This window comes from Haemophilus haemolyticus, from assembly GCF_003352385.1.
Classification (GTDB): Bacteria; Pseudomonadota; Gammaproteobacteria; order Enterobacterales; family Pasteurellaceae; genus Haemophilus; species Haemophilus haemolyticus_I.
This window is the reverse complement of the sequence record NZ_CP031243.1, coordinates 1,248,978-1,266,550: the sequence shown is the minus strand read 5'-3', so window position 1 is coordinate 1,266,550 and position 17,573 is coordinate 1,248,978. Positions and strand designations below refer to the sequence as shown.

At 38.0% G+C, this 17,573-nt stretch carries 21 protein-coding genes; 9 read left to right on the top strand and 12 right to left on the bottom strand.

The window, feature by feature from the left end:
• Nucleotides 1-14: 14 nt before the first annotated feature.
• Nucleotides 15-263 carry a class I ribonucleotide reductase maintenance protein YfaE gene (gene yfaE / locus DV428_RS06275; protein WP_044232385.1) on the top strand — a complete coding sequence of 83 codons (249 nt, stop codon included), beginning with the start codon at nucleotides 15-17 and terminating at the stop codon, nucleotides 261-263.
• Here the strand turns inward: yfaE and dapB are convergent.
• From dapB to ribH, 6 genes are all read right to left on the bottom strand, one after another.
• The gene (gene dapB, locus DV428_RS06270; protein WP_114909082.1) at nucleotides 258-1,070 is read right to left on the bottom strand and encodes a 4-hydroxy-tetrahydrodipicolinate reductase; all 813 of its coding nucleotides are present in this window, start codon (nucleotides 1,068-1,070) and stop codon (nucleotides 258-260) included. The genes yfaE and dapB overlap by 6 nt on opposite strands.
• A gap of 16 nt (nucleotides 1,071-1,086) precedes the next feature.
• The gene (locus DV428_RS06265) at nucleotides 1,087-1,716 is read right to left on the bottom strand and encodes a LysE family transporter (RefSeq protein ID WP_162790789.1); all 630 of its coding nucleotides are present in this window, start codon (nucleotides 1,714-1,716) and stop codon (nucleotides 1,087-1,089) included.
• The gene (locus DV428_RS06260) at nucleotides 1,716-2,207 is read right to left on the bottom strand and encodes a phosphatidylglycerophosphatase A family protein (protein WP_114909080.1); all 492 of its coding nucleotides are present in this window, start codon (nucleotides 2,205-2,207) and stop codon (nucleotides 1,716-1,718) included. Before DV428_RS06260 ends, DV428_RS06265 begins: the two co-directional genes overlap by 1 nt.
• Nucleotides 2,204-3,190, bottom strand: coding sequence for a thiamine-phosphate kinase (gene thiL / locus DV428_RS06255; protein WP_114909079.1), 987 nt, complete (start codon nucleotides 3,188-3,190; stop codon nucleotides 2,204-2,206). Before thiL ends, DV428_RS06260 begins: the two co-directional genes overlap by 4 nt.
• Before the next feature lie 66 nt (nucleotides 3,191-3,256).
• Nucleotides 3,257-3,691, bottom strand: a complete 435-nt coding sequence (gene nusB / locus DV428_RS06250) for a transcription antitermination factor NusB (protein ID WP_114909078.1) — start codon at nucleotides 3,689-3,691, stop codon at nucleotides 3,257-3,259.
• A 3-nt stretch (nucleotides 3,692-3,694) separates the two neighbouring features.
• A complete protein-coding gene (gene ribH, locus DV428_RS06245) occupies nucleotides 3,695-4,168 on the bottom strand; it encodes a 6,7-dimethyl-8-ribityllumazine synthase (protein ID WP_114909077.1) in 474 nt (157 codons plus the stop codon).
• A 226-nt stretch (nucleotides 4,169-4,394) separates the two neighbouring features.
• Here ribH and asnS point away from each other — a divergent pair, with 226 nt between their 5' ends.
• Nucleotides 4,395-5,798 carry an asparagine--tRNA ligase gene (asnS, locus tag DV428_RS06240; RefSeq protein WP_114909076.1) on the top strand — a complete coding sequence of 468 codons (1,404 nt, stop codon included), beginning with the start codon at nucleotides 4,395-4,397 and terminating at the stop codon, nucleotides 5,796-5,798.
• A gap of 75 nt (nucleotides 5,799-5,873) precedes the next feature.
• Nucleotides 5,874-6,563 (top strand): carbonate dehydratase, encoded by a 690-nt coding sequence (can, locus tag DV428_RS06235; RefSeq protein WP_114909075.1) that lies wholly within the window; start codon nucleotides 5,874-5,876, stop codon nucleotides 6,561-6,563.
• A 27-nt stretch (nucleotides 6,564-6,590) separates the two neighbouring features.
• Here the strand turns inward: can and DV428_RS06230 are convergent, their stop codons facing one another.
• The 4 genes from DV428_RS06230 to DV428_RS06215 all read right to left on the bottom strand — a co-directional run bounded on the left by DV428_RS06230 (nucleotide 6,591) and on the right by DV428_RS06215 (nucleotide 11,252).
• Entirely contained in the window at nucleotides 6,591-8,534 is a 1,944-nt protein-coding gene (locus DV428_RS06230; protein ID WP_114909074.1) for an ABC transporter ATP-binding protein, read from the bottom strand.
• A gap of 93 nt (nucleotides 8,535-8,627) precedes the next feature.
• The gene (locus DV428_RS06225) at nucleotides 8,628-10,013 is read right to left on the bottom strand and encodes an anti-phage deoxyguanosine triphosphatase (protein ID WP_114909073.1); all 1,386 of its coding nucleotides are present in this window, start codon (nucleotides 10,011-10,013) and stop codon (nucleotides 8,628-8,630) included.
• Nucleotides 10,014-10,105: 92 nt separating this feature from the next.
• Nucleotides 10,106-10,801, bottom strand: a complete 696-nt coding sequence (locus DV428_RS06220; RefSeq protein ID WP_005631777.1) for a CidB/LrgB family autolysis modulator — start codon at nucleotides 10,799-10,801, stop codon at nucleotides 10,106-10,108.
• Nucleotides 10,802-10,820: 19 nt separating this feature from the next.
• Nucleotides 10,821-11,252, bottom strand: a complete 432-nt coding sequence (locus tag DV428_RS06215; protein WP_005628643.1) for a CidA/LrgA family protein — start codon at nucleotides 11,250-11,252, stop codon at nucleotides 10,821-10,823.
• 119 nt (nucleotides 11,253-11,371) lie between these two features.
• Between DV428_RS06215 and DV428_RS06210 the strand changes: the two genes are divergently transcribed.
• The 5 genes from DV428_RS06210 to queF all read left to right on the top strand — a co-directional run bounded on the left by DV428_RS06210 (nucleotide 11,372) and on the right by queF (nucleotide 15,173).
• On the top strand, nucleotides 11,372-11,866 hold the full coding sequence (locus DV428_RS06210; RefSeq protein ID WP_114909072.1) for a thermonuclease family protein: 495 nt from the start codon (nucleotides 11,372-11,374) through the stop codon (nucleotides 11,864-11,866).
• Entirely contained in the window at nucleotides 11,856-13,055 is a 1,200-nt protein-coding gene (locus tag DV428_RS06205; RefSeq protein WP_114909071.1) for a cysteine desulfurase, read from the top strand. Before DV428_RS06210 ends, DV428_RS06205 begins: the two co-directional genes overlap by 11 nt.
• Nucleotides 13,052-13,432 (top strand): SufE family protein, encoded by a 381-nt coding sequence (locus tag DV428_RS06200; RefSeq protein WP_114909070.1) that lies wholly within the window; start codon nucleotides 13,052-13,054, stop codon nucleotides 13,430-13,432. Before DV428_RS06205 ends, DV428_RS06200 begins: the two co-directional genes overlap by 4 nt.
• Nucleotides 13,423-14,208, top strand: coding sequence for a Zn-ribbon-containing protein (locus DV428_RS06195; protein ID WP_114909069.1), 786 nt, complete (start codon nucleotides 13,423-13,425; stop codon nucleotides 14,206-14,208). The genes DV428_RS06200 and DV428_RS06195 overlap by 10 nt, the downstream gene beginning before the upstream one ends.
• 125 nt (nucleotides 14,209-14,333) lie before the next feature.
• On the top strand, nucleotides 14,334-15,173 hold the full coding sequence (gene queF / locus DV428_RS06190) for an NADPH-dependent 7-cyano-7-deazaguanine reductase QueF (protein ID WP_114909068.1): 840 nt from the start codon (nucleotides 14,334-14,336) through the stop codon (nucleotides 15,171-15,173).
• A 49-nt stretch (nucleotides 15,174-15,222) separates the two neighbouring features.
• Here queF and DV428_RS06185 read toward each other — a convergent pair whose 3' ends face one another.
• A complete protein-coding gene (locus tag DV428_RS06185; protein WP_053465139.1) occupies nucleotides 15,223-15,474 on the bottom strand; it encodes a helix-turn-helix domain-containing protein in 252 nt (83 codons plus the stop codon).
• Between the two features lie 137 nt (nucleotides 15,475-15,611).
• On the opposite strand from DV428_RS06185, the gene DV428_RS06180 reads away from it, so the two are divergent.
• Entirely contained in the window at nucleotides 15,612-16,364 is a 753-nt protein-coding gene (locus DV428_RS06180) for a YaaW family protein (RefSeq protein WP_114909067.1), read from the top strand.
• A gap of 34 nt (nucleotides 16,365-16,398) precedes the next feature.
• Here DV428_RS06180 and tyrA read toward each other — a convergent pair whose 3' ends face one another.
• Nucleotides 16,399-17,523: a bifunctional chorismate mutase/prephenate dehydrogenase gene (gene tyrA / locus DV428_RS06175; protein WP_162790788.1), complete on the bottom strand. Its 1,125-nt coding sequence runs from the start codon at nucleotides 17,521-17,523 to the stop codon at nucleotides 16,399-16,401.
• Nucleotides 17,524-17,573 lie beyond the last annotated feature (50 nt).

The following is a 17,573-nucleotide window of genomic DNA, read 5'->3' as shown; positions in this document are numbered from 1 at the left end:
ACTGCATTGTTATTATGAAAATTCATCTAATCTACAGTAAAACCACATTAGAATTCAATAATGAAACAAGTTTACTTGATCATCTCGAGAAAAATAATATTCACCATGAATATCAATGCCGTAGTGGCTATTGTGGTTCTTGTCGTGTGAAAATCAAAAAAGGCAAGGTATCCTATAAAGATACGCCCCTTGCCTTTATTCAACCTGATGAAATTTTATTATGCTGTTGTCACGTAGAAAGTGACATTGAAATTGATTTATAAATTATTTAAATCTAATACATCGGTCATATCAAATAAGCCATTCGCCTTATTTTCTAACCATTTACCAGCACGCACTGCACCATTAGCGAAAGTCATACGACTTGATGCTTTATGGGAAATTTCTACACGTTCGCCAATATCTGCAAACCAAACCGTGTGTTCCCCTACTACATCCGAAGCACGAATAGTTGAAAAACCAATTTCATCGCGTTTACGTTCGCCTGTGATTCCTTCACGGCAGAAGACCCCATGAGTTTTTAAATCGCGACCTAAGGTTTTCGCGATATGTTCCCCCATAGAAAGTGCGGTGCCAGATGGCGCATCGACTTTATGACGGTGATGTGCTTCGATCACTTCAATGTCGCAATAATCCCCCATCACTTTTGCCGCTTTTTCTAAAAGCTTGAAGACTAAATTCACGCCAACACTGAAATTTGATGCAAACACAATAGAAATTTTATCTGAAGCTGCTTTAATCGCTGCTTTACCATTTTCATCAAAACCTGTTGTACCGATCACCATTTTTTTATTATTCGCTACGCAAAATGCAATATGTTCAAGAGTGCCTTCTGGTCGAGTGAAATCGATTAATAAATCGAATTTATCTTTTTGGCTTTCAAGATCGCCCGAAACTGTTACACCAATTTGTCCAATTCCTGCCAATTCTCCCGCATCCGTCCCGACCAAAGATGATCCTTTGCGTTCAAACGCCGCACCTAGCTCTATGTCTTCCGCTGAATGAACCGCTTGAATTAATTGCCGCCCCATTCTTCCGCCAGCACCCGCGATTGCAATTTTTAATGTCATGTTACTTCCTTTTTTATTAATGAATTATTTCGTTGATGCCGTTATAAACAAGCACACAACCAAAAAATAAAAATACAATGCCTGCCATATTATCAATATAGCGGCTGTATTGACTGTATAAACGCTTGGCAATATTACGTGAAAAAATCAATGAAATCACATAAAAATAACAAAATGTTTCTACCACAATCACCATAAAAGCCAATATAATTTGCCACATTTCAGTGATATTTACCAAGACAAGCGACATCACGCTACTAAAATACACCACGACTTTTGCATTGGATAAATTCACTAAAAGCCCTTTCATAATTTCTTTTTTAATCGTGGTTTGTTGATTAAATTCAGTATCAGCGTGCGGTTCAAATTGAGCGTGTTTTTTGCTGCGGGCCATTAAAAAACCGATATATGCTAGGTAACTACCGCCTAGCAACATAATAACGCCATGTAATGCTGGGATAGTGACAAATAACACCGCTAATCCCAACATAGAAAGCATTCCCCAAAAGGCGATGCCAAGCGTTATACCTAAAATGCCACAAACTGTATTACGACGAGAGTTACTTGCCGCCATTCGGCTTACATAGAAGAAATCAGGCCCAGGCGTCATTAAGCCAAATAAATGCACAATGATTAAATTCAGCATCACAACATCCAATACTGAATAGCAAATATGACAATCACTGCATAAATTGCCGCTAATACATCATCGACCATAATGCCAAAACCACTTTCGAGTTTTTCATCAAAATAACGAATTGGGAACGGTTTTAAAATATCAAAAAAGCGGAATAACGCAAAAGCAGCCAAAATCCATTGCCAAGATAATGATGGGATCGCCGCTAATACAATAAATACACCGACAAATTCATCCCAGACGATAGAACCATGATCATGCACGCCCATATCTGCTGTGGTTTTTTGACAAAGGTAGCAGCCGAGTAGAAAACAAAGTGCGGTAAAAATCAAAAAGGTTTTTACACCTAACAAAGAAAGCAAAATCACGCCTAACATTGTTCCAGCCAAGCTACCCCAAGTACCGGGAGCAGGATGAATTAAGCCCGAGCCAAAACCAACGGCAAGCAAATGAATAGGATTTAAAAGAGAGATTTTTTTAAGAGGATTATTTTCTGTCATTTTGATTCCTTAAAATGATCGAAACCGCTTGAAAATGTAATATTCACAAGCTTTCCATCCCGTAAAAAACGGGGCGAAAAGTCGCCGCACTTTTCATTAATTTTACCAATACAAGTGCAAGGCACGTTCAGTTTTTTCAAGCGTAATTCTAATTCATCTTTATATTCGGGCGGTATGGTAAAACAAAGTTCATAGTCTTCGCCACCACTTAAGGCAAATTGTTCCGCTTGAGTGCGATCATATTTATTTAAAATCGATGATGAAAGAGGTAATGCAGTAAGTTCAACTTCAGCACTACATTGGCTTCGCTCAAGAATATGCCCTAAATCAGAAATTAACCCATCGGAAAGATCAATGGCTGCATGAGCGATGCCAATTAACGCCCGCCCAAGTTCAATTCTAGGCGTAGGTCTAAGATGTCGTTGTTGCAAAAAAACATCATCAGAATCAACCGCACTTTTGCCCGATAAAATTTGTGTTAAACCAGCCGCACTATCGCCTAAAGTGCCTGAAACATAAATTAAATCGCCTATTTGTGCTTTATGCCTACAAATCCCTTTACCTTTTTCGACAAAACCTTGTGCCGTAATGGTAATAGATAAATTGCCTTTTGTAGTATCGCCACCAATTAATGTGACGTTGTATTGTTTTAACGTGTGTAATAAACTTTGGCTAAATGTTGAAATCCAATTTTCATCTACATTTGGCAAAGTTAATGCCAGTGAAACCCATTTGGGCCGAGCCCCCATTGCAGCAAGATCACTTAAATTTGTTGCAATGGTCTTATAAGCTAAATCTTCAGGTGAAATAGTTGGTAAAAAATGCGTATTTTCCACCATTGTATCCGTCGTAATGGCAAGCTGATAATTCTCTGGCACGGAAACCAGCGCACAATCGTCGCCAATAGATAATTGAACGGAATCATCAACTAATATTTGTTGCTGAAAATATCGTTTAATTAAATCAAATTCACCCATTGCCATTTTTCACCTATCTTATAAAAGAAAAGGCACGCGTTAAAAACGCGCGCCATTTTCAGTTTAAAAGGATTATTTACGCCCTAATGCTGGTGCGATTTTATCAAGTACGCCATTGATATATTTATGGCTTTCGTCTGCACCGAATACTTTTGCCACTTCAATCGCTTCATTGATAACCACTTTATATGGTACATCTAACTCGAAGCGCAATTCATAAACGGCCAAACGCAAAATTGCAGTTTCAATAGGATCAAGCTCATCAAAAGCGCGGTCAATATAAGGCGAAATTGAAAAATCAACGGTTTCAATATTTTCTACTGTTTGACGAAATAATTTACGGAAGTAAGGTTTATCTACGCCATCCATATCTTGATCTAACACAAAGGATAATTCCACTTGTTCTGCAGTATTGCCAGATACCGCCCAAGAATACAAGGCTTGAACGGTACATTCACGCGCACGACGACGAGCAGAAGGCTTTTTAACTTGTTTTTGTTCTGTCATGATTTATGCCGCATCAATTTGTTGAATAAGATTAACCATTTCAAGTGCGGTTAAGGCTGCTTCTGCACCTTTATTTCCTGCTTTAGTACCAGCACGTTCAATCGCCTGTTCAATATTTTCTGTGGTTAATACACCAAAAGCGACCGGGATTTCAGCATCCATTGCAACTTTTCCTAAACCACTGCTTGCTTCCCCTGCTACATATTCAAAGTGCGCAGTACCACCGCGGATAACTGTACCTAATGCCACAATCGCATCAAATTTTTTACTTTCAGCTAAACGACGAGCAACTAATGGCAACTCATACGCACCCGGAGCACGCACAATAGTGATATTTTCATCTTTCACTTGGCCGATACGTTTTAATGCATCAATTGTACCTTCTAATAAACTTTCATTAATAAAACTGTTAAAACGAGCAATTGCTACTGCAACTTTTGCATTAGGTGCTGCGACCGAGCCTTCTAAAACTTTCATATTTTTTCCTATTATTAGCCATAATGATTTTGGCCCGAGATTTTAGCATAAAATCGCGTATATTCAATATTAATAAGGCTTTACCCTATTTTATTTAGGGCTCATTTTTAAGGCGATTTTATTGTTCATAACCCGCACCAACACTATATTTTTATGGAAAATTTCCTTCATTAAGGTAAACTATCGGCAATTTTATGTGAATTACATTCAGTTACAGAGGTTTAATATGTCTAAAGTGGCATCAATTGTTGATGTATTACAAGGAAAAGTGGCGATTGGTGAAACCGTCACTGTGCGTGGTTGGGTACGTACCCGTCGCGATTCTAAAGCAGGTTTATCTTTCTTAGCGGTTTATGACGGTTCTTGCTTTAATCCAATTCAAGCAATTATTAATAACGATATTGAAAATTACGAAAGCGAAATTTTACGTTTAACAACAGGCTGTTCTGTGATTGTAACGGGTAAAGTCGTTGAATCACCTGCAGAAGGACAAGCCGTTGAATTACAAGCAGAAAAAGTAGAAGTGACAGGGTTTGTTGAAGATCCAGATACTTACCCAATGGCCGCAAAACGCCACTCCATTGAATATTTACGCGAAGTGGCTCACTTACGCCCTCGTACCAATATTATTGGTGCAGTCGCACGTGTTCGCCATTGCTTATCTCAAGCAATTCACCGTTTCTTCCATGAGCAAGGTTTCTACTGGGTGGCAACCCCATTAATTACTGCATCAGATACTGAAGGCGCGGGTGAAATGTTCCGTGTTTCTACACTTGATTTAGAAAATCTTCCACGTGGTGAAAATGGAAAAGTGGATTTCAGCCAAGATTTCTTCGGTAAAGAATCATTTTTAACGGTTTCAGGTCAGTTAAACGGCGAAACCTATGCTTGTGCATTAAGCAAAATTTATACTTTCGGCCCAACATTCCGTGCAGAAAACTCGAATACTACCCGTCACTTAGCTGAATTCTGGATGGTTGAACCTGAAGTTGCATTTGCAACGTTAGCGGATAACGCAAAACTTGCAGAAGATATGTTGAAATACGTATTCCGTGCAGTATTAGCAGAGCGCAAAGACGACTTACAATTCTTTGAAAAACATGTAGATAAAGATGTTATTACGCGTCTAGAAAACTTTGTAAACTCAGATTTTGCGCAAATTGACTATACTGATGCCATTGATGTGTTATTAAAATCTGGTAAGAAATTTGAATTCCCTGTTTCTTGGGGTATCGATCTTTCTTCTGAACACGAACGTTTCTTAGCGGAAGAATATTTCAAATCACCAGTTGTGGTGAAAAACTATCCAAAAGACATTAAAGCATTCTATATGCGTTTAAATGATGATGGAAAAACAGTGGCAGCAATGGACGTGTTAGCTCCAGGAATTGGTGAAATCATCGGTGGTTCACAACGTGAAGAACGTTTAGACGTGCTTGATAAACGTATGGAAGAAATGGGATTAAATCCAGATGATTATTGGTGGTATCGCGATCTTCGTAAATACGGTAGCGTTCCACATTCTGGTTTTGGTCTTGGTTTTGAACGCTTAATCGTCTATGTAACTGGCGTGCAAAATATTCGTGATGTAATTCCATTCCCACGCGCGCCAAGAAATGCGAATTTCTAATTCAATTTAACTTTAATATTGACCGCACTTACGCTAAAGTGCGGTTAATTTTTTAAAAATTTTAAGGAAAGCAAAATGGATAAAATTAAACAACTCTTTGCCAACAATTACAGTTGGGCGCAAAGAATGAAGGAAGAAAATTCAACTTACTTCAAAGAACTTGCAGATCATCAAACACCACATTACCTTTGGATTGGTTGCTCTGATAGCCGTGTACCTGCTGAGAAATTGACGAATCTTGAACCAGGTGAATTATTTGTTCATCGTAATGTTGCTAACCAAGTAATTCACACAGATTTTAATTGCCTTTCTGTTGTGCAATATGCCGTCGATGTACTTAAAATTGAACATATTATTATCTGTGGACACACCAACTGTGGTGGTATTCATGCGGCGATGGCAGATAAAGATTTAGGGCTTATCAACAACTGGCTTCTTCATATTCGTGATATTTGGTTTAAACACGGTCATCTTCTCGGTAAACTTTCTCCAGAAAAACGTGCCGATATGCTGACGAAAATTAACGTAGCGGAACAGGTTTACAATCTAGGTCGCACGTCCATTGTGAAAAGTGCTTGGGAACGCGGACAAAAACTCTCATTGCACGGCTGGGTATATGACGTAAATGATGGATTTTTAGTGGATCAAGGCGTAATGGCAACCAGCAGAGAAACCCTTGAAATTTCCTATCGAAACGCTATCGCTCGTTTATCAATACTTGATGAAGAAAATATTTTGAAAAAAGATCATTTTGAAAATACATAAAAAAAACGCCCTTTCGGGCGTTATTTTTTAAGCTTTACCGTCAGACAAATTTTTCTTTTCTTCTAATTCTTCCCAGCGTAAAAATGCTGTTTCTAATTCGGCTTCAGTATCCGCCAATGCTTTTAATTTAGCATCGGTAATATCATGAGCCTGTTGGAAAAATACTGGATCGGTAATTTCAGCTTGCAGTACGGTGATTTTAGTTTCCAACTCTTCCAATAGTTGTGGCAGCTGTTCTAACTCACGTTGTTCTTTATAAGAAAGTTTTACGGATTTCGGCTTAGAAGTGCGGTCACTTTTTACCGAATTTTCTTCTTTTAGTGATTCAGTTTTCTTCGCTTTAGCCTGTTCTTCCACTGCTTTGCTTGCCCAGAAATTGGCTTGTTGCTGTTTAGCATCAAAGAATCCACCCACATACTTATTCAAACGCCCTTCACCTTCGAATAAATAACATTCTGTGGCAGTATTATCGATAAATTGACGGTCGTGGCTCACAATTAACAATGTGCCTTGATAATCAGTCAAAATTTCTTCTAAAAGCTCTAATGTTTCTACATCAAGATCATTGGTCGGTTCGTCAAGAATCAATAAATTATTTGGTTTAAGCAGCAATTTGGCGAGCAATAAACGATTTCGCTCTCCCCCCGATAAGGCTTTAACTGGTGTCATTGCTCGTTTTGGCGGGAATAAGAAATCTTGCAAATACCCTAGCACGTGGCGTTTTACACCATTGATTTCAATATCTTGTTTACCATCTGCCACATTATCCATTACGGTTTTTTCGGGATCTAAATCAGCACGATATTGGTCAAAATAAGCAATATCTAATTTGGTACCACAACGAATTTTTCCTGATGTTGGCTGAATTTCACCCAACAATAATTTAATGAACGTGGTTTTTCCACAGCCATTTGGCCCAACAAGCGCAATTTTGTCTCCACGTAAAATCGTTGTTGAAAAATCTTTTAACAAGGTTTTTCCTGCGATTTCATAGCTCACGTTTTCCATTTCAAAGACAATTTTGCCTGAACGACTTGAGGTATCTAACTGTAATTTGGCTGTTCCCATTACGTCACGGCGTTGGCGGCGTTCCTCACGCATCGCTTTTAATGCTCGCACTCGCCCTTCATTTCTTATTCGACGAGCCTTGATACCTTGGCGAATCCAGACTTCTTCCTGTGCAAGGCGTTTATCAAATAATTCATTCTGCAAGGCTTCAACGCGTAGATTTTCTTCTTTTGTTGTTAAATATAAATCGTAATTGCCAGGATAAGACACCAATTGACCGCGATCTAAATCCACAATGCGTGTTGCCATTTTTCGAATAAAAGAACGGTCATGGGAAATAAATACAATGCTACCTTGGAAATCCAATAAGAAATTTTCCAACCATTCAATAGCTTCCACATCCAAGTGGTTAGTTGGTTCATCAAGTAATAACACATCAGGATCGCACACTAATGCGCGTGCTAATGCTGCTTTACGCAACCAACCGCCCGAAAGTGCGGATAATTTTGTGTTTGGATTCAAGCCTAGTTTTAACAACACTTCATTGATTTTATTTTCAAATCGCCAGCCATCATCGTGTTCTAATTTAGCCTGAACTTGCTCTAATTGACTTAAAATTTGATCACTGTAATTTTCTTCCAATTGAACAGAAATATGATGATATTCTTTCAATAAATCCGTTAAATGCCCTACACCTTCCGCGACATAATCAAAAATATTGCCTTGCGCATTACGCGGTGGGTCTTGTTCTAAACGAGAAACCACAAGATCTTTTTCGTATTGGATTTTGCCATCATCCATGAGCACATCGCCTGCGATGATTTTCAATAAAGTTGATTTACCTGCGCCGTTACGCCCAACTAAACAAACACGTTCATTCGGTTCAATATGTAGTTCTGCGTGATCTAACAAAGGTGCATCGCTAAAGGAAAGATATCCATTGGTTAAACTAATTAATGCCACAACTGCCCCATAAAAATTCAGTGAAAATTAACCGCACTATTCTATACGGTTTGCATAAAAAATCCCATCAATTCGATGGGATTCTCTCTTAAATCAAAGTTGTTGATATACCCGCAGTGCGTGTGCATCTGACATGCCTGCAATATAATCGCAAATAATCCGTTTTTTCCCTTCTTCTGGTGCATTACGCCAACGATTTGCAGTATTTCGCGGTAATAAACGCTCCGGATCAGATTCAAAAATCTGGAACATTTCTGTCAACATTCTCTGCCCTTTATATTCGATTCGTTGAGTATCCACATTACGAATAACATAATCCCAAACGAATTTTTTAAATACACCAAGTGCAACAATCACTTCTGGTGGCAACTCTGCGTTATAACGTAACAACGGTTCATCAAAATTTGCCGTTAATTTCCACCGCACATTGGTAATAAAAAAGTTCACCAATGCGCCAATAGCTTGTTTGCGTTCAAAATGTTTATCAGAGAAAAGTCGTTGGCTAATTGAATCAATATTTTCATGCAACCAAGCTGACGGAATTTGTTTTAATGCAGAATGAGCCGCTTGCCATTGATGAGGATTTACCACGCCAGTCACAATGGCATCTTCTAAATCATGCACGCCATAGGCAATATCATCCGCCAATTCCATAATGCTGCAATCCAGCGATTTAAACCGAGTATGTAAAGATTCAGCTGGATTTTCCCGCACTTTTTTAAATTGACAGAATAAAGTGCGGTCATTTTCAGAAAGATTTTCCAGCAACCAATTAAACATTTTTAAATCATCGCGGAAAATGCCTTTTCCTGGAATCCAATCGTGAATACGCACAAAGCGAGGATCAATGTTGCGAGAAAAATTAAATTCTGAATACTGAGGTGAGGCCACATCTAACAACGCGGGATATTTCACTACACCCAATAGAGTTCGACGCGTTAGATTCATCCCTGCATTTTCAGTATAAGGCTCAAGTTTTGTTAAAATTCTAAAGGTTTGTGCATTGCCTTCAAAACCGCCCTGCTCTGCCATCATATAATTTAATGCCGTTTCGCCACCATGCCCAAAAGGCGGATGCCCAATATCATGAGCAAAACACAAACTCTCAATAAGATCATTACTTGGCAATAAAGGTTTTAATTGTTTTTGCAACTCGTTTTTATCAATATTTAATGTTTGCGAAAGGCTTTCAAAGGTTTCTAAAAATTTAAGCTGTGCAACGAGACTACTGCCAATCTGGGCGACTTCCAAAGAGTGAGTTAAGCGAGTGCGATAAAAATCATTTTCGCCAATTGCGTGAATTTGAGTTTTCGCTTGCAAGCAACGAAAAGCGGCAGAATGTAGAATCCGCCCACGATCACGACGAAATGGTGGGCGATTATCTTTTTCGCGTGGAGGATCGGGGAGAAAACGTTCTGTCCAAGAAGAATCAATGATAAGTGGTTTCATATCGCTTTGTTTTATTTCGTTTTTCTGCATTATCTAATCATTTAGCGCAAAAAACAACCGCACTTTATCAGGAACAAACAAAATCTAGAATGAATAAAGTGCGGTTTAATTTTTATTGATATTTAAACAAAGAAATAAATGAGCTTAAATACAAATGGCGCGAGAATAGAGCTAATAATCCCACAAAGCACGAGAGAAATAGAACTGTAACTGCCTGCTGTTGGATTAGTTTCCATACAGCTTACTGTGCCAAGTGCGTGGGATACCGCTCCGACAGATAATCCAATCGCTTCTTGATGTTTAACGCGTAATTTTTTCAACACTAAATAACCAAATACAGAGCCTTGCAAACCTGCAACAACGACGCCAACTGCCGTGACGGCAGGGATTCCCCCTAGATTATGCGAAACTTCCATCGCGATTGGTGTGGTGATTGATTTTGGTAATACCGTCGCCACCATTTCAGGCGATGCACCAAGTATGAGCGCTAAGACCGCTCCGCTTAGCATCGAGAAAAAAGACGCGATCACCACAATAGATAAAATAATCTTCCATTGTTTGGCAATTTGGCGAAGTTGTTCATAAAGAGGTAATGCAAGAGCGACGATACTCAAGCCAAGTAGATTATTAATAGGCGCATTTCCTGCCATATAATCATCATAAGGAATCTTGCCTATCACTAAAATCACAACCAAAATTAATACCGTTAAAATAAAAGTATTAAAAATCATTGATTTCCAACGTTTGCTAATTTGCAGTGCGAGCCAAAATCCGAAAATTGTCAAAAATGTATAAAGATAAATAATGTACTGCTGCATATAAAATTTTCCCACTATATTAAGCTGATTCATTCATTTGTTTGGCTTGATTCTCACGGCGTTTAATCACTTTTTTACGCTTGTGTGTAAAAGATTGTAAATGGAATAAATGATTCCCTAACAAACCCATGACGACCAAAGTTACGCAAGTGCTGACAACATTAGGAATCAGTAAAATATTCACTTGTTCTATTAATAAATCTGAATATTTAATGATTCCAACACTTACCGGCACAAAAAGCACCGCCATAAAACGAATCAATAAGCTCGCGCCTAAATAAATCCAATCTAAATGAATTAATCGTGTCGTTAAACCTAAAAAGAGCAATAACAATCCCCAAATACTTCCAGGTACGCCGGCTGGCACATAATGAGCGATGAGATTTCCGAGATATAACATAATGTACAAAATGACCAACGAACGGGCCAATAAAAATGATTTTTGAATCATATACAACCTTTTTTTTCAACTTTTTTCATAATGTTTCAAAATTATTTTACGCTTTTTTTTTCTGAATTGACCAGTTTTTTTCGGTAAAATAACCAGACTTAGATCAAGAACCTTGCAAAATGATAAATCAAAAAATACTATCGACGAGTTTATTACTCATTTTCACCGCTCTTTCTGCTTGTTCTCGCGAAAAAAATACGTGTCGTGTGGTTAAAATTAGTGATGGCGATACGCTTACCTGTCTTGCTAAAAATAATCGACAAATCAAAGTACGACTAGCCGAAATTGATGCACCAGAGAAAAAACAAGCTTTTGGACAAAAATCTAAAAAAGCGTTGTCTGATATGGTCTATCTTCGTGATGTGCATCTTTCTTTAAAAGGTCAAGATCGCTATCAACGCACATTGGCGATTGTTTATTATCAAGATAAAAATATTAATTTAGAAATGGTTAAACAAGGTATGGCATGGGCTTATAAGCAATATTCCCATGATCCGATTTATCTTCAAGCGCAAGAAAATGCACAAGCCAAAGGAATTGGTCTTTGGGCGGACAATAATCCGATTGAACCAAGTCAATGGCGCAGACAGGAGAAAAATCAATATGGCTTTTGATTATCAAACTTTCCGTCAAGAATTTCCCTATTTCCAACGTGAAGATGCGGTTGTTTATTTAGATAACGCCGCCACCACGTTGAAACCTCAAGTGTTAATTGATCGCACCGCCGAATTTTATGCGTCTGCAGGTTCGGTGCATCGTAGCCAATATGATGCTGTGCAAACGGTGCAATATGAGCAGGCTCGCACACAGGTTAAAGAATGGGTTAATGCAGAAGATAAATGCGCTGTTATTTGGACTTCAGGTACAACTCACGCGATTAACTTAGTGGCAAATGGATTGCTACCGCAATTAAATGCAGAAGATGAAGTTCTGATTAGCCAAGCAGATCATCATGCTAATTTTGTCACTTGGCATGAAACGGCGAAAAAGTGCGGTGCAAAAATTCGAGTTTTACCGATTTTAGATAATTGGCTAATTGATGAAAATGCGCTTATTTCTGCCCTTTCTGAAAAAACAAAACTGGTTGCACTAAATTTTGTTTCAAATGTCACTGGCACAGAACAGCCGATTAAACGACTAATTCAACTTATTAGAAAACATAGTCATGCGTTGGTTTTAGTGGACGCTGCACAAGCGATTAGTCATATTAAAATCGATTTACAAGATTTAGATGCCGATTTTCTCGCATTTTCTGCCCATAAAATTTATGGCCCAAATGGGCTTGGCGTTTTAACAGGAAAATTAACCGCACTTTCTCAACTTCAACCGCTCTTTTTTGGCGGAAAAATGGTTGATCGTGTATCAAATGATCGTATTACTTTTGCCGAATTGCCTTATCGTTTAGAAGCTGGCACACCCAATATAGCTGGGGTTATTGGCTTTAATGCCATATTGGATTGGCTACAAAAATGGGATTTTACCGCAGCAGAACAGTACGCTATATCTTTGGCTGAATCCGTCAAAGTGCGGTTAAAATCTTACGAAAATTGCCGATTATTCAATTCCCCTCAACCAAGCACCGTTGTTTGCTTTGTATTTGACGGCATTGACTGTTCCGATCTTTCTACACTTTTGAGCGAACAAAATATTGCGCTCCGTGTGGGCGAACATTGTGCCCAGCCTTATTTAGCACGCTTAGGCGAACGCACCACATTACGCCTTTCTTTTGCGCCTTATAATACGCAGGAAGATGTAGAGGCATTTTTTACCGCCTTAGATAAAGCACTGGATTTATTACAATGAGAGAACAATTAAAACAAGCTAAAAATTGGGAAGATCGCTATCGCCTGATTATTCAAGCTGGCAAAAATTTATCTCGCCCAAGCGATGATGAACTTGCTCAAATGCAACCCATTACTGGCTGCGAAGCACAAATGTGGTTTCAAATTATTCCTAAAAATAACCGCACTTTTCAATTCAACGGATTTAGCGAAGCCAGAATTATGAATGGCTTGCTTTGGATTTTACTCAATCAAATCAATGGTAAAACAGCGGATGAATTGAATACATTTGATATTACTGTATTTTTTAGCGAACTCGGCATTTCACAACGTTTAAGCGAAACACGTTTAAACGGCTTAAACCAAATCGGACAGCAATTAAAAAATTTATGTATTTAATCGAAACCTATTTTCGCCTGACTGCCCTTGAAAATAATATTGAATCACAAAGTCGTTTACTTAATGCAGTAATCGATCAATGGCGGTATAACGGGCAAATTATCGGACGTGAAATTCCTTTATATTTAGCGGAGGAAGATAGTGCACAAGGCTTTGCTATGCGTGTCATTTGTCCTGAGCAAGATAGTCTTTTCCCGCAAAATAATAACGTAGAAGTGAATCGAGCATTACAAGAAGCCGAAAAGTGCGGTGTAATTTTTGATGGTTTTCAACTTGTGGGCGATGATTTCAATTCAGATCAAACTGCAGAAAATGCATCGCCAGCTTGGCAAGTGCTTTACACAACTCATTTACAAAGCTGCTCGCCGATTCATAGCGGAGAAAATTTCGCACCAATTCCGTTGTATAAACAGTTGAAAAATCAACCGCACTTAAGCCAAGATCTGATTAAATGGCAAGAAAATTGGCAAGCCTGTGATCAACTACAAATGAATGGTTCTGTATTAGAACAACAATCTTTGGCAGAAATTTCTGAGCATCAAAGCACGCTTTCAAAACACGGACGATATTTAGCTCAAGAAATAGAAAAAGAAACGGGCATACCGACTTACTATTATTTATATCGTGTAGGTGGACAATCTTTAGAATCTGAAAAATCCCGTTGCTGCCCTTCTTGTGGTGCAAATTGGGCGTTAAAATACGCGATTTTTGATACCTTTCATTTTAAATGCGATACCTGTCGATTAGTTTCGAATCTATCGTGGAATTTTTTGTAATTTAAGTCTATGGCTCAACTCTCTGTTGGAATGATAAAGTCTTAGCCCCCTTCCGACGCTTCGCGCCACCTTCCCCCGCAAGCAGGGGAAGGCAAATTATTGTTTAACATATAAAGGAAAAATAAATGAATTACCAAGACAACAGCTTAAAATCCTTAAAACTCGGTCAAAAAACAGAATACGCCTCTCAATATGACCGCACTTTATTACAGCCTGTGCCACGCGCGTTAAATCGCGATGGGTTGGGAATTACTCAAAACCAACCATTTACTATCGGCGCCGATATTTGGACGGCTTATGAAATCTCTTGGCTCAACGAAAAAGGCTTGCCACAAGTGGCTATCGCAGACATTTATCTGGATTATCAAAGCCAAAATTTGATTGAATCAAAAAGTTTTAAACTTTATTTAAATAGCTTTAACCAAAGCAAATTTGCCGACTTCAACACCGTTCAACAAACTATGCAACGCGATTTAAGCGAATGTGCACAAGGCGATGTAAAAGTGCGGTTAAATCCAGTGGCAGTTTATGATGCTCAAAAAATTGAGCATTTACAAGGCGATTGCATTGATGAACAAGATATTGAAATTAGTAGCTACGAATTTAACGCTGATTGGCTGAAAGATTGCGTATCGGATGAAATTGTCGAAGAAAAATTAGTCACCCATTTATTGAAATCTAACTGCCTCATTACCAATCAACCAGACTGGGGAACGTTACAGATTCACTATATTGGTAAAAAAATCAATCACGAAAAATTATTGCGTTACGTTGTATCGTTCCGTCAACACAATGAATTTCACGAACAATGTGTCGAGCGCATTTTCTGCGATTTAATGCACTACGCAAAACCAGAAAAACTCACTGTTTACGCGCGCTATACTCGTCGTGGCGGATTAGACATTAATCCATTCCGCTCTAATTTTGAGAATTTACCTGAAAATTTAAGATTAGCGAGACAGTAAATATAAAAATCTCCTAATGGTGAGGGATACCTCGCCATTAAATTCATAACTATAAGAAATTTTTATCAAATTCTTCTTTTAATAATTCAAATAGTTCAATTTCTAGCGTATCTGCTATTTTACCCATTATATCTATTGATACAGCTCTCTCGCCTCTTTCAACTTCTCCGATATACGTTCTACTAACACCTGCTGTTAAAGCCAATGTTTCTTGAGATATATCTTTCCAGCGACGAACCTTTCTCATATTTTTAGCAAAAATATAACGCTGTTTATGTGCTGATTGTTTTACATTATTCATTTTTTTAGTTTGTAAAATTCGGCAACAAACAACAACAAACTAAAAACGAATAAAAGATAACTATAATTGACTTTTATATTTACATAATATAGGATTTGACTATTAAAAACATCATTAATTATATAAGGAAAATAATTATGGCTTATAGATATGATTCAGATCTTGAATTTTTATCTAAATGTACAGATGAAGATCTTAATGATCTTGTGTATTGTCTAACACACGATAAAGATGGTAGTAAAAGACTAACTGAGGAATTAACATTAAGTAATGCATATAAAACGCATTATCCTTTTCATAGTCTATATTGGGAGGAAATTGCCGCAGAAATTCAATGTTTTGGTGGAAATACTTTCGTAACTATGTTGTGTGGTGGTAAAGGAGTGCTTTATAAAAAAGTACTCTGCGATGTATGCGATAAAATGAAAGTTAATTACAACAAAAATTCTCCTGTTGAGAGAATAGAAAATGCACTTCTATCAAAAGTATTGGAGGATGCATTGGAAAGAATGTCTCCTGATGAAATAAAACAACTTGCTGAAGGAATCGGAATCCAACATATAAACATCACTAAACAAGTTTTACTCGGTTCATTCCAAGCTATTTTTAAAGCTGGTGGGTTCAAATCTTACCAATTAACTGTCATTGTCGCAAATGCAGTTTTAAAAGCATTAATTGGAAAAGGGTTATCTTTTGCTGGAAATGCTGCAATAACAAAAGCTTTTGCTGTATTAAGTGGCCCTATTGGATGGGTTATTACTGGATTATGGACTGCGTTTGATATTGCTGGCCCAGCATATCGAGTCACTATTCCTGCTGTTATACAAGTAGCTGCTTTAAGACAAAAAATATTATACGCTAATACAGCTAACGAAATTTCCTTTAAATAAACAGAAAACTGCGGTGAGATTTCACCGCATTTTACTACCCTTGCTTCAAATCATTTGCCTGCTGCAATAGCTGACGGCTTTCTCTTAAGAATTGTTCTGAATAATCGCCAAACCAGTCACGCACCTTATGGAAAGCATCAATAAAACCTTGACGATCATTATTTTCAAAGAAAGTTAAAGCTTCTTCGTAAGTTTTTTTTAGCGTTTCGATTACCACTAAATTTTCTGGCTTATCCATAATAATATCGGCGTAAAGCTCTGCATCTTGCGCAAATAAACGACCAATCATCGCAAGTTCTAAGCGATAAATAGGAGAAGAAAGCGCCAATAAATTAGCAAGATTAACAGGCTGTTTGGAAAGGTGTAAACCATTCGCGAAAGTTGAAAAATGGCGCAAGGCTTGTATATAAGTCATATTGTGATCGTGTTCTGTGGCATCTATTTGATAAATCTTTGCGCCCCAAATTTGAATTTGCTCAAGTAACCATTCGTAACGTTCAGGAAAACGTCCATCACAACGCACAACCACTTGTTTTGCCATACTTGCAATGTCTGCACCAAACATTGGATGTAAACCTAAAACAGCACCAGAATGAACTTCAAGCATTTTCGCTAGCGGTTCACGCTTAACAGAGGTTAAATCTGCAAGTAGCATGTTTTCCGTTAAATAAGGTTTTAAGCGTTCAATTGTTTCTAAGGTGAGATTAATAGGGACAGACACGAGCACGACATCAGCATTCGCTAAAATACTTTCAGCTACCGCCCAATCTTCGCGATCCAAGATAGAAATTGGGTAACCAGATGCACGTAAATAACGGGCAAATAAGCCACCTAATTTACCATAGCCACCCACGATAACAATTTTGTGAATATCAAGATTGATGGTTTTAAAGCCAAATTGGTTTTCATTGGCATAGGATTCGCGCATAAAACGGCGTAGAACATCTTCAATCAAATCGGCTGAAATGCCTGCTTTTTCAGCTTCTAAACGACGCGCTTGGAGCATTGCTATTTCACGCTCAGGCGCATAAATAGGTAATCCATGTTGATGTTTAACTTCACCGACTTGAGAAACCAACTCAAGACGTTTAGCAAAAAGTTGGATAAGTTCGCGATCAAGCGAATCAATTTCAGAACGTAAATCCTTAAGGGCTTCCATAAAACTCACCTGCAAAATTTAATTTACATATATTGTAAAAAATTAATTAC

Excerpts from the sequence above, each read along its gene's own strand:
- DV428_RS06195 (WP_114909069.1), top strand. The coding sequence starts at position 13,423 with ATGTATTTAATCGAAACCTATTTTCGCCTGACTGCCCTTGAAAATAAT.
- DV428_RS06220 (WP_005631777.1), bottom strand. The coding sequence starts at position 10,801 with ATGCAGCAGTACATTATTTATCTTTATACATTTTTGACAATTTTCGGA.
- can (WP_114909075.1), top strand. The coding sequence starts at position 5,874 with ATGGATAAAATTAAACAACTCTTTGCCAACAATTACAGTTGGGCGCAA.
- DV428_RS06180 (WP_114909067.1), top strand. The coding sequence starts at position 15,612 with ATGGCTTATAGATATGATTCAGATCTTGAATTTTTATCTAAATGTACA.
- DV428_RS06185 (WP_053465139.1), bottom strand. The coding sequence starts at position 15,474 with ATGAATAATGTAAAACAATCAGCACATAAACAGCGTTATATTTTTGCT.
- DV428_RS06215 (WP_005628643.1), bottom strand. The coding sequence starts at position 11,252 with ATGATTCAAAAATCATTTTTATTGGCCCGTTCGTTGGTCATTTTGTAC.
- DV428_RS06205 (WP_114909071.1), top strand. The coding sequence starts at position 11,856 with ATGGCTTTTGATTATCAAACTTTCCGTCAAGAATTTCCCTATTTCCAA.
- yfaE (WP_044232385.1), top strand. The coding sequence starts at position 15 with ATGAAAATTCATCTAATCTACAGTAAAACCACATTAGAATTCAATAAT.
- DV428_RS06210 (WP_114909072.1), top strand. The coding sequence starts at position 11,372 with ATGATAAATCAAAAAATACTATCGACGAGTTTATTACTCATTTTCACC.
- DV428_RS06265 (WP_162790789.1), bottom strand. The coding sequence starts at position 1,716 with ATGCTGAATTTAATCATTGTGCATTTATTTGGCTTAATGACGCCTGGG.
- dapB (WP_114909082.1), bottom strand. The coding sequence starts at position 1,070 with ATGACATTAAAAATTGCAATCGCGGGTGCTGGCGGAAGAATGGGGCGG.
- ribH (WP_114909077.1), bottom strand. The coding sequence starts at position 4,168 with ATGAAAGTTTTAGAAGGCTCGGTCGCAGCACCTAATGCAAAAGTTGCA.
- DV428_RS06225 (WP_114909073.1), bottom strand. The coding sequence starts at position 10,013 with ATGCAGAAAAACGAAATAAAACAAAGCGATATGAAACCACTTATCATT.
- tyrA (WP_162790788.1), bottom strand. The coding sequence starts at position 17,523 with ATGGAAGCCCTTAAGGATTTACGTTCTGAAATTGATTCGCTTGATCGC.
- queF (WP_114909068.1), top strand. The coding sequence starts at position 14,334 with ATGAATTACCAAGACAACAGCTTAAAATCCTTAAAACTCGGTCAAAAA.
- thiL (WP_114909079.1), bottom strand. The coding sequence starts at position 3,190 with ATGGCAATGGGTGAATTTGATTTAATTAAACGATATTTTCAGCAACAA.
- DV428_RS06200 (WP_114909070.1), top strand. The coding sequence starts at position 13,052 with ATGAGAGAACAATTAAAACAAGCTAAAAATTGGGAAGATCGCTATCGC.
- DV428_RS06260 (WP_114909080.1), bottom strand. The coding sequence starts at position 2,207 with ATGACAGAAAATAATCCTCTTAAAAAAATCTCTCTTTTAAATCCTATT.
- asnS (WP_114909076.1), top strand. The coding sequence starts at position 4,395 with ATGTCTAAAGTGGCATCAATTGTTGATGTATTACAAGGAAAAGTGGCG.
- nusB (WP_114909078.1), bottom strand. The coding sequence starts at position 3,691 with ATGACAGAACAAAAACAAGTTAAAAAGCCTTCTGCTCGTCGTCGTGCG.